20 protein-coding genes are annotated in these 15,712 nt (G+C 42.2%); 9 read left to right on the forward strand and 11 right to left on the reverse strand.

Annotated features, from left to right (window positions below; all coding sequences use genetic code 11):
• Position 1: 1 nt before the first annotated feature.
• Positions 2–556, reverse strand: a complete 555-nt coding sequence (locus C4B60_RS07295; protein ID WP_104057350.1) for an NfeD family membrane protein — start codon at positions 554–556, stop codon at positions 2–4.
• A 175-nt stretch (positions 557–731) separates the two neighbouring features.
• Complete coding sequence (locus C4B60_RS07300) at positions 732–1,355, reverse strand: FMN-dependent NADH-azoreductase (RefSeq protein ID WP_167578598.1); 624 nt, start codon at positions 1,353–1,355, stop codon at positions 732–734.
• Positions 1,356–1,640: 285 nt separating this feature from the next.
• Between C4B60_RS07300 and pulA the strand changes: the two genes are divergently transcribed.
• From pulA to C4B60_RS07320, 4 genes are all read left to right on the forward strand, one after another.
• Complete coding sequence (pulA, locus tag C4B60_RS07305) at positions 1,641–4,184, forward strand: type I pullulanase (protein ID WP_167578599.1); 2,544 nt, start codon at positions 1,641–1,643, stop codon at positions 4,182–4,184.
• A gap of 52 nt (positions 4,185–4,236) precedes the next feature.
• A complete protein-coding gene (locus C4B60_RS07310; protein WP_104057883.1) occupies positions 4,237–4,425 on the forward strand; it encodes a YqaE/Pmp3 family membrane protein in 189 nt (62 codons plus the stop codon).
• Between the two features lie 166 nt (positions 4,426–4,591).
• On the forward strand, positions 4,592–4,783 hold the full coding sequence (locus C4B60_RS07315) for a hypothetical protein (RefSeq protein ID WP_104057353.1): 192 nt from the start codon (positions 4,592–4,594) through the stop codon (positions 4,781–4,783).
• Positions 4,784–4,836: 53 nt separating this feature from the next.
• Positions 4,837–5,073, forward strand: a complete 237-nt coding sequence (locus C4B60_RS07320; protein ID WP_104057354.1) for a DUF2164 domain-containing protein — start codon at positions 4,837–4,839, stop codon at positions 5,071–5,073.
• Positions 5,074–5,527: 454 nt separating this feature from the next.
• Here the strand turns inward: C4B60_RS07320 and C4B60_RS07330 are convergent, their stop codons facing one another.
• Together C4B60_RS07330 and C4B60_RS07335 are read right to left on the reverse strand one after the other, a co-directional pair.
• On the reverse strand, positions 5,528–6,280 hold the full coding sequence (locus C4B60_RS07330; RefSeq protein WP_104057356.1) for a hypothetical protein: 753 nt from the start codon (positions 6,278–6,280) through the stop codon (positions 5,528–5,530).
• A gap of 111 nt (positions 6,281–6,391) precedes the next feature.
• On the reverse strand, positions 6,392–6,850 hold the full coding sequence (locus tag C4B60_RS07335; RefSeq protein WP_104057357.1) for a hypothetical protein: 459 nt from the start codon (positions 6,848–6,850) through the stop codon (positions 6,392–6,394).
• Between the two features lie 349 nt (positions 6,851–7,199).
• On the opposite strand from C4B60_RS07335, the gene C4B60_RS07340 reads away from it, so the two are divergent.
• Positions 7,200–7,391: a DUF2187 family protein gene (locus C4B60_RS07340; protein WP_104057358.1), complete on the forward strand. Its 192-nt coding sequence runs from the start codon at positions 7,200–7,202 to the stop codon at positions 7,389–7,391.
• A 735-nt stretch (positions 7,392–8,126) separates the two neighbouring features.
• Here C4B60_RS07340 and C4B60_RS21380 read toward each other — a convergent pair.
• Together C4B60_RS21380 and C4B60_RS07345 are read right to left on the reverse strand one after the other, a co-directional pair.
• Positions 8,127–8,285 (reverse strand): hypothetical protein, encoded by a 159-nt coding sequence (locus tag C4B60_RS21380; protein ID WP_167578600.1) that lies wholly within the window; start codon positions 8,283–8,285, stop codon positions 8,127–8,129.
• A 1-nt stretch (position 8,286) separates the two neighbouring features.
• Entirely contained in the window at positions 8,287–8,757 is a 471-nt protein-coding gene (locus tag C4B60_RS07345; RefSeq protein WP_104057359.1) for a GNAT family N-acetyltransferase, read from the reverse strand.
• Between the two features lie 93 nt (positions 8,758–8,850).
• Between C4B60_RS07345 and C4B60_RS21385 the strand changes: the two genes are divergently transcribed.
• Positions 8,851–9,000 carry a hypothetical protein gene (locus C4B60_RS21385; protein WP_167578601.1) on the forward strand — a complete coding sequence of 50 codons (150 nt, stop codon included), beginning with the start codon at positions 8,851–8,853 and terminating at the stop codon, positions 8,998–9,000.
• 21 nt (positions 9,001–9,021) lie between these two features.
• On the opposite strand, the gene C4B60_RS07350 is transcribed toward C4B60_RS21385, so the two are convergent.
• Together C4B60_RS07350 and C4B60_RS07355 are read right to left on the reverse strand one after the other, a co-directional pair.
• Positions 9,022–9,447 carry a pyridoxamine 5'-phosphate oxidase family protein gene (locus C4B60_RS07350; RefSeq protein WP_104057360.1) on the reverse strand — a complete coding sequence of 142 codons (426 nt, stop codon included), beginning with the start codon at positions 9,445–9,447 and terminating at the stop codon, positions 9,022–9,024.
• Between the two features lie 116 nt (positions 9,448–9,563).
• On the reverse strand, positions 9,564–10,529 hold the full coding sequence (locus tag C4B60_RS07355; protein ID WP_104057361.1) for an ABC transporter substrate-binding protein: 966 nt from the start codon (positions 10,527–10,529) through the stop codon (positions 9,564–9,566).
• Positions 10,530–10,686: 157 nt separating this feature from the next.
• Here C4B60_RS07355 and C4B60_RS07360 point away from each other — a divergent pair, with 157 nt between their 5' ends.
• From C4B60_RS07360 to C4B60_RS07370, 3 genes are read left to right on the forward strand one after another with little or no spacing between them, the layout of a single operon-like run.
• The gene (locus C4B60_RS07360; RefSeq protein WP_104057362.1) at positions 10,687–11,688 is read left to right on the forward strand and encodes a FecCD family ABC transporter permease; all 1,002 of its coding nucleotides are present in this window, start codon (positions 10,687–10,689) and stop codon (positions 11,686–11,688) included.
• The gene (locus C4B60_RS07365) at positions 11,685–12,746 is read left to right on the forward strand and encodes a FecCD family ABC transporter permease (RefSeq protein WP_104057363.1); all 1,062 of its coding nucleotides are present in this window, start codon (positions 11,685–11,687) and stop codon (positions 12,744–12,746) included. The genes C4B60_RS07360 and C4B60_RS07365 overlap by 4 nt, the downstream gene beginning before the upstream one ends.
• On the forward strand, positions 12,743–13,462 hold the full coding sequence (locus tag C4B60_RS07370) for a hypothetical protein (RefSeq protein ID WP_104057364.1): 720 nt from the start codon (positions 12,743–12,745) through the stop codon (positions 13,460–13,462). The genes C4B60_RS07365 and C4B60_RS07370 overlap by 4 nt, the downstream gene beginning before the upstream one ends.
• A 46-nt stretch (positions 13,463–13,508) precedes the next feature.
• On the opposite strand, the gene C4B60_RS07375 is transcribed toward C4B60_RS07370, so the two are convergent.
• The 3 genes from C4B60_RS07375 to C4B60_RS07385 form a co-directional block, all read right to left on the reverse strand.
• A complete protein-coding gene (locus C4B60_RS07375) occupies positions 13,509–13,964 on the reverse strand; it encodes a DUF4064 domain-containing protein (protein WP_167578602.1) in 456 nt (151 codons plus the stop codon).
• A 93-nt stretch (positions 13,965–14,057) separates the two neighbouring features.
• Entirely contained in the window at positions 14,058–14,852 is a 795-nt protein-coding gene (locus tag C4B60_RS07380) for an HAD family hydrolase (RefSeq protein WP_104057366.1), read from the reverse strand.
• A 108-nt stretch (positions 14,853–14,960) separates the two neighbouring features.
• Entirely contained in the window at positions 14,961–15,710 is a 750-nt protein-coding gene (locus C4B60_RS07385; RefSeq protein WP_104057367.1) for an amino acid ABC transporter ATP-binding protein, read from the reverse strand.
• Positions 15,711–15,712: the final 2 nt, after the last annotated feature.

Genomic DNA, 15,712 nt, shown 5'->3' on the forward strand with positions numbered 1-15,712 from the left:
ATTAAAATGTAGATTTCTCACTGGATAAATCCAGTGCTTTTTCATAATCCTTTACCTGTAAAACCCCGTTCGTTACATCAATAACGAGTACCCGGTTCCCTTCTGGAATAGGTGTATTATCGTAGCTTGCTGCAGGCTTTGAGATCATTCCGCTAAAGCTTTCAATCACCACTTCACCAAAGCCGTCTGCGGGAACCGTAATAATCACTTTTCCGATTCTTCCGTTAAGCGACTGCTCTGTGTATGCCAGGGATTCCTCCGCTGACTTTAAAGGAACGAGTATAAAAAAATGTAACAACAGGCTTGCAAGTAAAGCAATAGCTGCACCGATCAGGATAATGATTCCCGAAGAAATGGATGATAAGGATTCAAATAAATAGCTGCTGCCCGAAAAGATTGTGATAAAGGCAAGTACCGTTGTAGGGTTTAGAAAATCTGCTGCTTCTAAAGCACCTTCAATTGCCTCACCAAAAAATAAATAAAAGAGCGTAATGAGACCTGAAACAATCAGCACTCCCAAATAAATGCTTTCCAAGCTGTACCCAAAAAGCTCCATTTTCCTCCTCCTCTCATTCATGGTACATCCTGTTTATTCTTTTACGTACTTAACTCGGTAAATGTTTCAAAATCTTTTCAAAAATATTTCACGTTTTTAAAAAAGTAATTATGCAAAAAAATAAAAGCATGGCTGCTTTCACCATGCTTCTCAAAAAACAGATGAGTAAACCGTTTTATTCCAAACGGGCTAATTTATGTGCAAGCTGGGACGCTTCTTCCTTTGATTCCTGAAGGATCTTATCTGCCATGTCAGGGTACTGGCTCATGCCTTCGCATATAACTGAATCATATTCTTTTATCCCCAAAAAGCGCATAATCTCTCTTAGATAATCCTCAGAAAAATTTAGGCCGGTTCCTTTATACACGCCGCCTACCGCTTGAATATGAACAGCCCGTTTCCCCTCAACCAGCCCCTCCTGACCGCCGGCAGTGTAGCGGAAGGTTCTTCCCGGAATACAAAGAGAGTCGATATACGTTTTAAGTCTTGGAGGAAATAATAAGTTCCAAAAAGGAGTGACAAACACATAAACATCAGCAGCTAAAAATTGTTCAAGTACATCATCCATTACTTTTACTTTATGCGTTTCAGATTCTGTTAAAGGCTCCCCGGATCTTTTTTTGCCCCAGGACGCAAGCACCTCTTCATCAATTTCCTGAAGCTCTGTTTCGTATAAATGCACATATTCAAGCTGAGCATTGCTTTCAAGATCCTTCAGTTGTGTGACAAATACATCTGCAAGCTCTTCACTCACAGATTTTTTATTTCTTGGATTAGCATTAATATATAAGATTTTCACCTGTTGTTCCTCCCTTTTCCTGTCTATTCTCTTTCTTCTATGATAACGCTTTGGCGAAATTTTTAAAGCATTCAAATTATTTTTATTTTTTACTTATGATTTCGCTTCTTAACCGATAAAATAAGTAACATACAACAAACGAATAAATCCCTTCCTTAAGGGTAAGAAATGAAGAAGAGCTTTTATCAGAGTATTTACATTACACCCTTGGCATGGCGTCGACGTAAAATAAGACATAGAAGATAACCGCAAATTATATGGGAAAAGGTGAGGATGTATATGGTCATGATTCACGGGAAACAGCACGAGAAATCATCAAACAACCCCCCTGTTACAGGTCATAAAAAGGTTTCGATAACGCTTCATTATCATCGGTACGACGGGGATTACAGGGGATGGAACCTGTGGGTATGGCTAGAGGGCCAAAATGGACGAATGGTTCAATTTAAAGACGGTTCTCCATTTGGGCAGACAGCTACTTTTGAAATGGAGGACGCCCGGGGAATCAGCCGGGTAGGATTTATCATTCGAAAGAGCACCCAGGAAAACGACTGGGCGAGCAAGCGTTTTGATGATCGCTTTATTACTGAATTTGATGAAAATGGCCATTCTGAGGTCTGGCTAATGCAGGGGCTTGAAAAAATCTACCATGATGTAAATGAAGTAAATGCAGCCCCGAGAATTTTAAGCGCCAAGCTAAACTGCCGGCGTGAAATTGCCGTGACAACAAACCTTTCCTTTGATTGGGAGCATGATTCCATCTCATTGGATTTAGAAGGAGCCTCAATTGAAGAGATTATTGTTTCAAAAGATCACAGCTCCTCTGATCTGGCGCACCAGTTAACTATTATCACAAATGAGGACTTATCTCTGACTAAAGCCTACAAGGTGACCATCTCCCATTTTGGCAGCTGTCCTGTCTCTCTTGGAGATATTGTGCGAACAAAAGAATTTGACCATGCGTTTGGCTATGACGGGGAGCTTGGTGCCCTCTATTCAAAGGAAAAGACCTTATTCCGCTTATGGTCTCCTGTGGCTCACGAGGCTGATTTACTGATCTATTCAATCAATAGTGATTCTCCTGCCCGTTATCGTATGGAACGAGGAGAGAAAGGCACATGGCAGGTTGAAATTAATCAGGATTTAAATGGGGTTTCATATATGTTCCGGGTCAGAGTCGGCAATGATTGGATAGAAGCAGCAGACCCTTACGCAAAGGCTGTAACGATTAACGGGGAAAAAAGTGTTGTTGTTGACCTTTCCCAAACGAATCTGCCGAATTGGGATAAACCTTCTCCTTCCTTTAACCATCCCGAGGATGCAATTATTTACGAGCTGCACATCCGGGATGCTACTATTCATGAAAGCAGCGGAGCAATGCATAAAGGAAAGTATCTTGGTCTTGCTGAATCCGGGACTAAAAATGCGGACGGTGTAAAAACCGGGCTGGATCACTTTGCTGATTTAGGCGTCACCCATATTCAGCTATTACCCATTTTTGATTTTTGGACTGTGGATGAAACAAAGCCGGAAACTCAGTATAACTGGGGGTATGATCCAAAGCATTTTAATGCGCCGGAAGGCTCCTATTCACTTGATCCTTTTTCGCCGCAATTAAGAATCAGTGAGCTTAAGACATTGATTCAAGCTATTCACAGCCGCGGCATGCGAGTGATTATGGATGTGGTTTTCAACCATGTATATGATGTTCCCCGTTCAAGCTTTCAGCAGCTTGTGCCGGGGTATTACTACCGCTACGCTGACAATGGCGTCTTGTCAAACGGCACCGGAGTAGGAAATGATACTGCTTCAGAGCGCTATATGATGAGAAAATTCATAATTGATTCCTTACTCTATTGGGCAAAGGAATATAAAATAGACGGATTCCGTTTCGACCTGATGGGCATTCATGATGTTGAAACGATGAACGCCGTCAGGAAAGCATTAGATGAAGTCGATCCTTCCATCATTATTCTCGGAGAAGGCTGGGAGCTTGATACCGCATTGCCTGAAAGTCAAAAAGCAAGCCAGGTAAATGCACATAAGATGCCAAGGATTGCCCACTTTAATGACTCAGTCCGTGACCATTTAAAGGGGAACAACTTCTCTGACCAGGATGCCGGTTTTGTTAACGGAAGAAGCGGCTGCAGCTATCCCGTAAAACAGGGAATTACAGCAGGAATGTCCCTCGCCTATGATCGTCTTAGCTACCAGGATCCCTGCCAGGTTATCAACTATGTTGAGGCCCATGACAATCATACTCTATGGGATAAGCTTGTACTGACAAACCCGGATGCTCCAGAGCAGGACCTGAAAAGCATGCATAAGCTCGCAACATCCGTGATTTTACTATCTCAGGGCATTCCTTTTCTTCATGCCGGCCAGGAATTTATGCGTACAAAGGGCGGAGACCATAACAGCTACCGATCACCGGACTCCACTAATAAACTGGACTGGGACAGAAAAGCAGAATTTGAACAGGAAGTCAGTTATGTAAAAGGGCTTATCGCCCTTAGAAAATCCTCCAAAGCCTTCAGAATGCAGACGAAGGAAGAAATTAAAAAAAGACTGCACTTTTATCCGTCAGATGAGCATCTGATCGCCTACAGAATTGAAGCGGGTGAAGAGGAAAATAAATATGGCTCCTATATTGTTGTTCATAATGCCCACCATCATCCGGTAACGTTTGACCTGAATTCTAATGGCCCCTGGCATGTATTAGTTAATGGGTACGATTCAGGGTATGAACCACTCAGCATTGTAAAACGGAATCAAATTGAAGTTTCACGCCTTTCCACGTTCGTTCTGGCAAAGCCTCGCACCGTTTAAGACAAGGATTGAACGGGAAGACAGATAAAAAAGGTGAAAGGCGTTGAAGCAGATGTTATATATTTTAGCAATCTTTCTCCCTCCGGTTGCTGTGTTATTTACAGGAAGATTTGGCTCCTTCCTACTAAATATCCTTCTGACCATTTTGGGATATATACCCGGTTTAATACATGCGATCATTGTGGTCCGCGATCAAAAACATAAAAAAGATATGGAAAACCTATTAAGTAAAAGAAGCTGATGATGATCAGCTTCTTTTTTATGATCAAGATATCTGCAAATTTTATGCTCAGGTGAATCAAAAAGCATATCCGGCACATAGTATAATAAACTAAGTTGTAAAAAACGAAACATTCTGATAAATAAAACGTACTACTTATAAACACCTTTACGGAAGGAGAAAAGAAATGGACCAGCTGCTGCGGTACATATCCATTCTGGCCATCATTATCTTTGGAGCATTCGAATTATTCTTCGGATTAAACTATGGTGAATGGTCATTAAAGGGACTAGTTGGAATTGGGGCAGCGCTTGGTTTGTTCCTCCTCACTTTCCAGTCCTCGAACGAAGACCATAATCACCGCCACTTAAGACATTAACCCTCCCCTTTCTCTATGGTAAACTTAAGAAAAACCAAAAGGGAGACGATCCATTGAAAGATCAATACAAGCTTTCTGAACAAACAAAACACGAGTTAATACGCGAGATCCAGTCCTATTTTCAAGAAGAACGCGGTGAGGAAATAGGAGCGCTGAGCAGTGCTTTACTGCTCGATTTCTTCCTTCGACGTATTGGACCCGCTGTTTACAACCAGGGTGTTACAGATGCTCATTCTTATCTTTCTGAAAAGCTTGAAGATATATTTGAAATTCAAAAAACCCGCTCGTAAAAAAGCTGAGACACTTCTATTTTATAGGTATACCCCAAAAATTAATCCCTGCCCGGAAAGCCGAATAGGCTGGAATATTCAAGCACTACCGGCACTCCCAAGCAGGGATTTTAAAATTTTACTCTATCCGCTCCATAGCGTTTCAGTGTTTTTTCCAGACTTAAAACAAGCTTTTTTTCCCGCCTGTTTTCGATGAAAGTGATGCATAACGATTGCAGATAAAGAAGAATGATAAAAGGGATAATGCATATGTAAATTAAAAAAGTATTTCCATAAAAAATCTGTTGAAAAATGACCCACCAGTAACCAATGTAAATGAGTGTAAATAACACATTAATACATGCTTCCCACGATGAACCTTTACTTCTTTTGCGCATTCACCCACCAGCCTTTCAATCTTCTCACAGCTAAGTTTATCACATTAATAACTGAAAATTCATAACTTTTTAAGCTGTTAATTTGTAAAAGCTGGCTGTTGTAACACAAGCTTTTGATCCTCAAGTGTATCCTCCGTATCCGTACTCTTTGCTTTCCACGTTAATACCCAATGATTGTCTTCCAGATAAGGAAGCTCCTCTGAAACAATATATTTTTCCGTATCTCCATAAAGGGAGAACCAGGACTGGGCTTCATTTGTTAACAGCGCTTCCTGCTTGGCTTCAGCCGGATCTGTAAGCTGTTGATTTTGCTGATTAATTGAGATTGGGATATCTGTAATAAATGCTTGTTGTGCAGTAGGATAAAAGGAAATCTTAATGGAATATTGTCCCTCGGGGGCTAAAACCGTTTCTTCGTCATTTACCGGTATTTCAAGTGGAAATTGAACTGATTTTGAAAGCTGCTCATTTGATATCATGCGGCCTTTTTCTGATTCATCCGGTCCGTCACAGCCAGGCTCACCATTGGTATTAACTAAGGTATTATTTAATTCTGCTGCCTCGATTTCAATCTGCAACGGTTCTCCGCACTGCATATCATAGGTGACTGGCGCACCAAGTTCGTTTGTAAGCGTTACTTCCACGATGATGTCCTCGCCTTCTTTAAACTCTGTGCCATTTGTAACAACGTTTAATTCAAGACCGTTTATATTATAATCGTACAGCTTCCTTTCCCCTGAATGGGAGCCATCGTCCCAAAAGTAGACAAAAGCAAAAAAACCGATACCCAGAGCAAAAACCGCAAGACCCGCCCATGAGCTTTTTCTCATTTGGTTTCGCTCCTTTCTTATTCGAAGAATTTCCTTATATAATACCCATATCCTAAATTTCGCTCATAAAAACTTGTCTCACTACTATTTTATGATGATGATCAGCATCCATTACGGAGCGCTATTAAAGACCTGCGACAAATACTGCAAATGATTACTTAATGAAATTAACAGCATAACAATCGTTGTTAAGGATGCCGCCAGTAATAATGCAGCGATAATATCTTTTACGGCAATACCTTGTTCTTTGCGGTTTCTATAAGCAGGAATGACCCGCTGAAGAAGATAAACAGAAAAGATTGAAAGCATCAGCACAAAAATCCATGTCTGTATCGCAGATTCCACCTGCACCTCGTACAGCGAATAACGCAGCCCCTCGTCTTCAGGCACTTCTATCGTTTTATATTCTTTGAAAATCATTCCCCGTTCCAGCGTCATTTCATTAGTTTCTTCACTGTATACATAGCCATAGCCTCCAGGATAAAAATTAATCATCATGGCAGCCAGGATTAATAGGAAAATAACAGCGTATCCAGATGCAGTGTACCAAAACTCTTTTTTCTTTTTCATTCCTTACCTCCAAAGCATATCGATTCAATACGGTTAATTGTAACAAACCCCTCCTATACGGGAACAGTAAAGTATACTTTTTTACAAAATTTTAAATCATGTAATTGAAAGTAAAGGTTTTTTTTAGTATAGTTCATGAAAACACTGAAATTTCATGCTATTTCCGGAAAGATATAGTAAAATACTAAAGAAACACAAAGTGAAAAGGGTTACATACAGATTAAACCTGCATTCTGCTCCCCGAATAGCAGCACCTATGCGGGAGAAAGTTTCTTTCTTTGGAAATTTACTGTAGAATGGGTGAAACAAACAAAAAAAGCTCTATTTTTACTAAGGGATATGGGGTGTTATGATGGCAATCGCAAACGTAGGACAATTTGTACGATTCACACGGCATGGATTTGAAATTACAGGTGAAGTGACCAAAATACTCGAACGTTCTGTTATTGTTAATATTTCTGAAGATGATGCTTTATTGCTTGATTATGGAACCAACTTCACCGTTGTTTCACATGAAAATTACGAATTAGTACAAAAATAAACCATTTTAAAAAGTGCGGATTCCTCAGGGAACCCGCACTTTTTTATGCCAATAAACATTCACTCCTAACACGCTATATCAGAAGAAGAAAACAAATTACCCAGAGGTTGATTGCAGCGGAAGAGGCTGACTCCTGCGGGATGAAACGGGAGCTTGAGATCCACTTGCGTTAGCAAGTTAGCTCAAGCCCCGTCCCGCGGAAATCAACACGCCCCATCACAAGGCATTCACCCCCTTCCTACTATAAAAAATAAGTAGGTTGGTGTGACAAAGGAATTCACTCCTTCTCCTAACACGCTATATTAGAAGCAGAAAACAATTTCCCCAGAGGTTGATTGCAGTGGAAGGGGCTGACTCCTGCGGGATGAAGCGGGAGCTTGAGATCCACTTGCGTTAGCAAGTTAGCTCAAGCCCCGCCCCGCGGAAAGCATGCCCCTGCAGCGGAAATCAACACGCCCCATCACAAGGCATTCACCCCCTTCCTACTATAAAAAATAAGTAGGTTGGTGTGACAAAGGAATTCACTCCTTCTCCTAACACGCTATATTAGAAGCAGAAAACAATTTCCCCAGAGGTTGATTGCAGTGGAAGGGGCTGACTCCTGCGGGATGAAGCGGGAGCTTGAGATCCACTTGCGTTAGCAAGTTAGCTCAAGCCCCGCCCCGCGGAAAGCATGCCCCTGCAGCGGAAATCAACACGCCCCATTAAAAGGCATTCACCCTTAACTCACATACTTCAAATAAACTCAGAGTTAATTACATTTGAAATAAACCCAACACCTTGAGCTTCAGTATCCATCCCGCTAGGTGTAAAATTAGAAACCAAAATAAAAATCAAAATAATCGTCACAACCAAAAGCCCAATCAAACCTGCAACTAACTTCTTCCCATCCACTTTACTCACTTCCTCTTAGCACTTCATTCTTAACCCTCATCAGCATATCCACATGCGGAATCCCATCATCCAAATATTCTTCTGACGTCGGCTCAAACCCAAACGACTCATAAAAATGACGCAAATAAACCTGGGCCTGCAGCTTAATCTGTTCTACTCCCCAGTCCTTAACCATAATATTTACTGACCTCGCAACCAGCCTCCGCCCCGCTCCAGATCCTCTATACTCAGGCGCCACAATAATCCGCCCAATCGACGGCAGATCATACTTAACTCCTCCCGGGAGAAGACGGGCATACGCAACCAGCTTATCCCCTTCCCGAAGCGTTAAATGAAAGCTCTTCGGGTCATAGCCATCTATTTCCTGATACGCACACTGCTGCTCTACCACAAAAATTGAATTTCGTGCCATTAAAATCTCGTAAAGCTCAGTTGCCGATAATTCCTCAAACGTTTGTAATGTCCATTCCATTTCCTGCTTCCTCCTGTTCACGAACCAATACTTTTATTATAATGAGTTTCAGCCAGGAATTCACCCATCAGGGTAAGAAAGGAGCAGTTGTGAATGGGAGATGCAGCTTCCTTTATTGTTAACATGCTTTATTGGATTGGAATAGCGGTTATCTTATTTATCATATTTTCTTTATCTTTTTTACTAAAAACAAAATCCTCTTCTAAAGAGAAAAAGCATCCTGCCGATAAACGAAAACGGTAGGATGCTTCTTTTCATACAACATTAGCTATTAACTTCGAGTGTTTGAGGCTCTTCGCCTGCATTCATCAAACGAACCGCTGTCGGCTCGATTTCCAAAACAATATATTCAGGATCGTCCGGACCTTCAAACCACTCTGAGAAGCGGTCACTCCAAAGTTTATGCTTTAAATCCTCGGAGTCGCGAATGACCGCAGTTCCTTCAATTTCAACATATCTGTCTCCGTAGCCTTCCCCATCATAGCCAAGCAGGATATGGACGAAAGGATTTTTATCAATTTCTTCTGCTTTATGTGTTTCACGGTTTGTAGGTGTGTGGAGCACTAAGCCATCATTAAAAAAGGTCATATACCTTGAATGAGGCTTATCATTTCTAACGGTTGAAAGTGTTCCTACTTTATTTTGTTCAAATACTGACATGATGGTTTCTTTTAATTCAGTTTGGTTCATTATTTGTCATCTCCTTTACTATCTATATTCCCTTATTTTCCACTAACTTATGTATTTAAACCATTTATAGCATGTAAAAAACCAGGAGGCCTGGGCCTCCTGGTTTTTGATTTGTATTAGTTTAAAAAATATTCTTCAATATCATCAAGCATCAAATTAGCAGCGCGTACTCCGCCTGCTGTGTTCCAGATCGTATCGCTCACTTCATGAATATTTCCTTCTTTAACGACTTCGAGGTTTTGGAATAGAGGGTCATTCAGCCAGCTGTCGGCTGCTTTACTGCCTTCCCCATCACCCTCTTCGTAAGTGAAGTAGAAAAGCACATCTCCTTCCATTGCCTCCACGCGCTCTTTTGTTACACCATTTTCAGAAAAATCATCGATATCCTGTTCTTCAGGACGCGCAAATCCTAATTGATCAAGGATAAGACCGGAGAATGAATCCTTATGGTAAATACGTGTATCTCCTGCCATAAAGCGCACCATCGAAATTTCATTTTCCACTTGTTCCCCAAGCTCGCCGCTAAGCTCTTCAACGCGATGCTTGTAGTCGTCCATTACCTGCTGGCCCTCTTCTTCTTTATTAATGGCCTTTGAATACAGCTCAAAGTTTTCCTGCCAGTCGCCTTTTAGTGTTTCAGACATGACTGTTGGTGCAATTTGTTCAAGCTGCTCATAAACAGCTTCCTGACGCAGCTTAGTCCCGATGATTAAATCCGGCTGCAGAGCAGCGATTGCTTCTACGTTTACTTCACTTTCCGTTCCAACAACCTCAACATCTGTCATATCTTCTGCTATATGCTCATACCAAGGGTCGCCTGTCCAGGATTGTACCGCTCCTACCGGTGTAACACCCATTGATAATAAGGCTTCTGTTCCTTCATTCGTAAGAATAACGACTCGTTCAGGCGTTCCTTCAATCGTTGCTTCACCCATTGCGTGCTCAATGGTATAGCTTTCTTCTGTATCCCCGGAACTATTATCTGATTCTTCATTGCCGGCGCCATTGTCGTTGGAGCTGCATGCTGCCATCACGATTGCTAATATACCGATCAGTAAAAATAAAAACAAATTCTTTTTCATAATTAATTCTCCTCAGAATTTATTGATAATCATTCTCAAACAACACCCCTATCATAATCGACTGATTTGAACCTGTCAACAACTAAATGAAAACCGTTTTCATTTAGAAGGATTTTCGTTATAATGAGAACCATTGAGATATAGAAAGGGAAAAAAGATGAAACAGTCAAAGGGTTTTTCGATTCTTCTTATAACTGGATCGTTTATTTTAATGCTTGGTCTTATTTTAGCCAGTGTTAGGTTTGGATACCAGCAAACCTCTTTTATACAGATTGTACGTTCTTTTACGGCCTTTGATGGCTCTAATGCGCATTTAGTCATCCAGTCTGTGAGGATTCCCCGTGCATTGATTGCAGCTGCTGTGGGAGCCTCTCTCGCTGTAGCAGGCGTATTGATGCAGACGCTCACTAAAAATCCGCTCGCTTCTCCAAGTATCTTTGGGGTAAATGCCGGTGCAGGCCTGGCAGTCGTTATTGGTGTGACACTTTTTAATGTGACCTCCCTTCATTCGTTTGCATTACTGGCATTTTTAGGAGCTGGAATTGCCATAGTGGCAGTTTTCGGTTTAGGTTCATTAGACCGCAATGGGTTGTCCCCTCTGCAGCTGACGTTAGCGGGTGCCGCGATGACCGCTTTATTCGGATCGGTCACTCAGGGGCTGCTCGTATTAAATGAATCAGCGCTGGAGCAGGTGCTATTCTGGCTTGCCGGCTCTGTGCAGGGCAGGGATATTGCTTTATTGTGGACCGCACTCCCATATATAGCAGCCGGCTTTGCTATCGCTTTATTTTTTGCCCCTTCTTTTAATGTCCTCGCAATGGGTGAGGATGTTGCAAGCGGACTTGGTGTGAAAACAGGAATGCTTAAAATATGGATCGGGATCATCGTGGTGCTATTAGCAGGTGGCTCTGTAGCGGTTGCGGGACCGATCGGCTTTATCGGGATTATGATTCCTCATCTTGCGCGTAAGTTGATTGGAATCGATCACCGCTGGCTGATTCCGCTGTCAGCTTTCCTAGGGGCTAATCTTCTTCTCCTGGCCGATCTGGTGGCAAGGTATGTGATTATGCCTCAGGAGGTTCCCGTTGGCGTTATGACAGCTTTAATTGGGACACCGATCTTTATTTATATTGCCAGAAGGGTGGGGACGTCATCATGAAGCGTTTTGTTCCTGTCAGAATTGGGCAAAAAGCTGTTTCCTTTTTGTTTGACAAGCTTACATTTTTACGTGTTACGCTTGCCCTTCTTGTTGCTGCCGGTATTTTTTTCATCAGCCTCGGCTTGGGGGAAGTTTGGGTTTCTCCTCTGGATATTGCAAAGGTTCTATTTGGAGGGGGTGAGCCTTTTCATCAATTAATTATCCGCGATTTCAGATTGCCGAGGATTCTTATTGCTCTCCTTGTCGGAGTTGCTCTCGCTGTTGCCGGTGCTTTATTGCAGGGAATGGTGCGAAACCCTCTGGCATCACCGGATATCATAGGAATCTCTGGAGGCGCAAGTGTTTTTGTCGTTGGATTTTTGGTCCTGTTCAGCGATTCCAATGGAGCTTTAACGATTTCAATTCAATGGCTGCCTGTTGCGGCTTTTCTTGGCGCTTTGCTTGCTGCCATTTTGGTTTATTCATTCTCCTGGAAAAACGGTCTTTCTCCTGTCCGCCTTGTATTAATTGGAATTGGGCTTTCTATGTTTATGAACGCGTGTACGACGCTGTTGATGCTAGTCGGACCGATTTACCGGGCAAGCCAGGCGAATATCTGGATAACCGGTTCTGTAAACGGCTCTACATGGGGACAGGTATGGATCCTTTTTCCCTGGGTTCTGGTTTTGTTTATCATAAGCCTTATGATGGCAAGACATGTGAATCTGCTTGAGCTTGGGGACGATGTGACAAAAGCGATGGGCTCCCCTATATCAAAACAACGGATCGTCATTCTTCTTTTAAGCACCGGTCTTGTGGGGGGCTCAGTAGCATTTGCAGGAGGCATTGGCTTTGTCGGACTTATGGCGCCTCACTTAGCCAGAAAGCTGATTGGTTCCTCTTATGGGGCACTCATTCCTATGTCAGCAATTATCGGAGCCGCATTAGTCATGCTTGCTGATTTAATCGGCCGCTTAATTGCTGCACCGCTTGAAGTTCCTGCAGGTGTATTTACCGCAGCAATTGGCGCCCCTTACTTTATTTATTTGTTATTTAAAGAAAGGAGCAAAAAATCTTGAGACACGATGAGCTTTTACCTTATATTAGCAATCATCTGCCTGTTTTCTTTGGGCCTGCTGCCGGCAGTCTTGTCTGGGATGTGACAGCGTGGAAGAAACCCTCTTCAGCTCTTCAGGATTTAACACTGATTCAGCAGCTGCAGGGTGCTCCAAAGCTGAATGTCACAGGATCACTTGCGGTCAAGCGGCTTTCGTTTATTTACCTGGGAGCCCTTTTAGCTTATTACCGCAGCGGTGAGCACTGGGATCTTGCAGCTTCTTCTGTGCAAATTGCCCATGACAAGGAAAGTGTTTTTCAGCTGAAGCTTTATACTGCCGAGGTTTCCTTATCCAGGACTTCTCCTCAAAATTGGATGGAGCCTGTAAAGGATAATTTCATTAATTGGCTTAAGCCTCTAGTGGAAGCTGTAGAGCGTGTAACCAAGGTTAATCAGATTATTCTTTGGGAGAATGTTTTCATTTATTTGAAGTGGTTTTATGAGGTCCTTGCTCCTTCTCTTTCTGAGCTTGAGGAAAATGAATGGAAGAATCAGTGGGAAGAGATTGTCAGTGAATCTTTTTTTGGGGAAGATACTCCAAACCCTTTTGCTTATTTGAATAAGACTAAAGCGAAAAGAACGATGGAAGATGGCAAGCGTGTAAGACATACCTGCTGCTATAAATACAGATTGCCAGGGGGTAAGAACTGCAAGACGTGCTGCCAGATTAAAGCGTAATAATATAAAAATCCGCCGCTTTAATTTAAAGCGGCGGATTTCTATTTTATAGTGGACGATATTCATCCTCCGGGCTGACTGGTTCAGTTACCTTTGGCTTTCTTGCAAAGCACATAATTCCTGCGATAAGGAATAGAAGCGCCGGCAGCCATCCAAGAAGAAGTGTTCCAAGTCCAACTAACAGGGCACTACCGATCAGCAGGCCTCCTGCAAGCTTAGGCTTACGGTTTCCTCTTACAACGACAATAGCAACAATGCTTAAGATCGTACTAATTAGAACAACGATAATAAAATAAGTGCCTAATCCGCTGAATAGATCGATAATATCAGACACATTCATACCTGATGCTGCAAGATCAGGATCATTCTCAAGCTCTTGTTCAAACTCTCTTCTAACTTGCTCATCAGAGAAAAAGGCATTTAAAAGAAAAACACCAACAAGCATAAGAATATTAATAATAACACCAATCACACTTAAAACGATTTCACCTGTTCTTTTCAAAATTCCAACCTCCTAATTATGTATAATTACTAATCACATCCCCTATTCTACGGTTAATTACACCTAAAGTTCCAAATTTTTAATGATCTATGTTTATTTTATTAACGTCAGGAGCTCTTTGAGTCGTCTTATCGTATAGTTTGGAACTCCATCCTCTTCGCTTCTGGCTTCATCTAAATTATGATGGTTGATCCATACACTTTTTATCTCCGTACGGTTGGCTCCAAGAATATCTGTTTTTTTATTATCCCCAACCATCCAGACATCCTCTGCAGGAAGATCCATCAGACGTAGAGTATGTTCAAAAAGCGATGCATCAGGCTTGCCAAATCCATAATTCCCTGAAATAACGATATGATCAAAATAAGGAACGAGCTCAGGCGTAATCGCCAGCTTTTCAAGCTGAAGCGACGGTGCTCCATTTGTTAACAGAAGCAGACGCAACCCTTTTTTCTGCAGCACATCAAGCACGTCAAATGTTTCTTCATACAGGACAGGATTGTTTCTGCGGTATTCAATAAATTGCCGGCTCAGCCTAAGACCTGCGTCCTCATCTCCAGCTCCCTGTTCTTTCAGCGCCTCTGTCCAAACCTGTTTTCTGTAGTCAGGCATCACCCTGCCCATCTCACGGAATTGATAATGAATAGAATCTCCAAACTCTCCCCATAGTCCTTCAAAGGGATTAATTCCAATTAACTGCGTAAATGCATGTGTAGAAAGAGTGGAATAAATTTCGGGGGCTATACGGCGGACATCCTTTACTAACTGGTCCGCATCCACCTGATACGTCCTTTGCGCCTCTTCTGCTGTAAGAGTGAGTGCAAGCTCAATACTTTTTTTATCCCATAGAAGTGTGTCATCTAAATCAAAGAAAATGGCTTCTGGCATGCTGATCCCTCTTTCCTAATGGTTGATTGTTTTATTGTCACAAAACTCAAGTAAAATTGCACGAAAAAAAAGCACTTTCTCCTGTGACAGAGAGAGTACTTTTCGCTTTTAAGATGGATTTAAAATACGATCCAGAAATTGTTTTGTCCGTGCTTCCTTTGGATTTTTCAAAATTTCCTCAGGTGTTCCCTGCTCTACAATGTGGCCGCCATCAATAAAGATCACATGGTCTGCCACTTCCTCTGCAAATTTCAACTCATGGGTTACAATCGCCATCGTCCAGCCTTCCTTAGCCAAATCCCGGATTACACGCAGCACCTCACCCACAATCTCAGGGTCAAGCGCTGATGTCGGCTCATCAAACAACATAAGCTCAGGCTCGATCGCAAGCGCACGCGCAATCCCTACACGCTGCTGCTGTCCCCCTGAAAGCTGATGCGGATAGAGATCCATTTTTTCTGCAAGCCCCACTTTTTTAAGAAGTGATTCAGCCAGCGCCTTTGTTTTCTCTTTTGCCTTCCTCTGAACAATGACCGGTCCTTCCATGACATTCTCAAGAGCTGTTTTATGCGGAAACAGATTATAGGATTGAAAAACCATTCCTGATTTTCTCCGGAGAGTTAAAATGTCTCTCTTTGAAGGAGCCGCATCAAAATTTATATTGAACTCGTCCTGAAATTGTATGGTGCCCTTATTCGGCATTTCAAGTGCGTTTAAGCATCGAAGCATCGTAGTTTTCCCTGAGCCTGATGGACCAATAATCGCAACGACGCTTCCTTTTTCAATTGAAAGATCAATTCCTTTTAATACATCAAGGTCTCCAAAGGACTTGTGCAACCCTTTAACAGATACTAACATTG

The sequence above is a fragment of the Jeotgalibacillus proteolyticus genome, assembly GCF_002926065.1.
Classification (GTDB): Bacteria; Bacillota; Bacilli; order Bacillales; family Jeotgalibacillaceae; genus Jeotgalibacillus; species Jeotgalibacillus proteolyticus.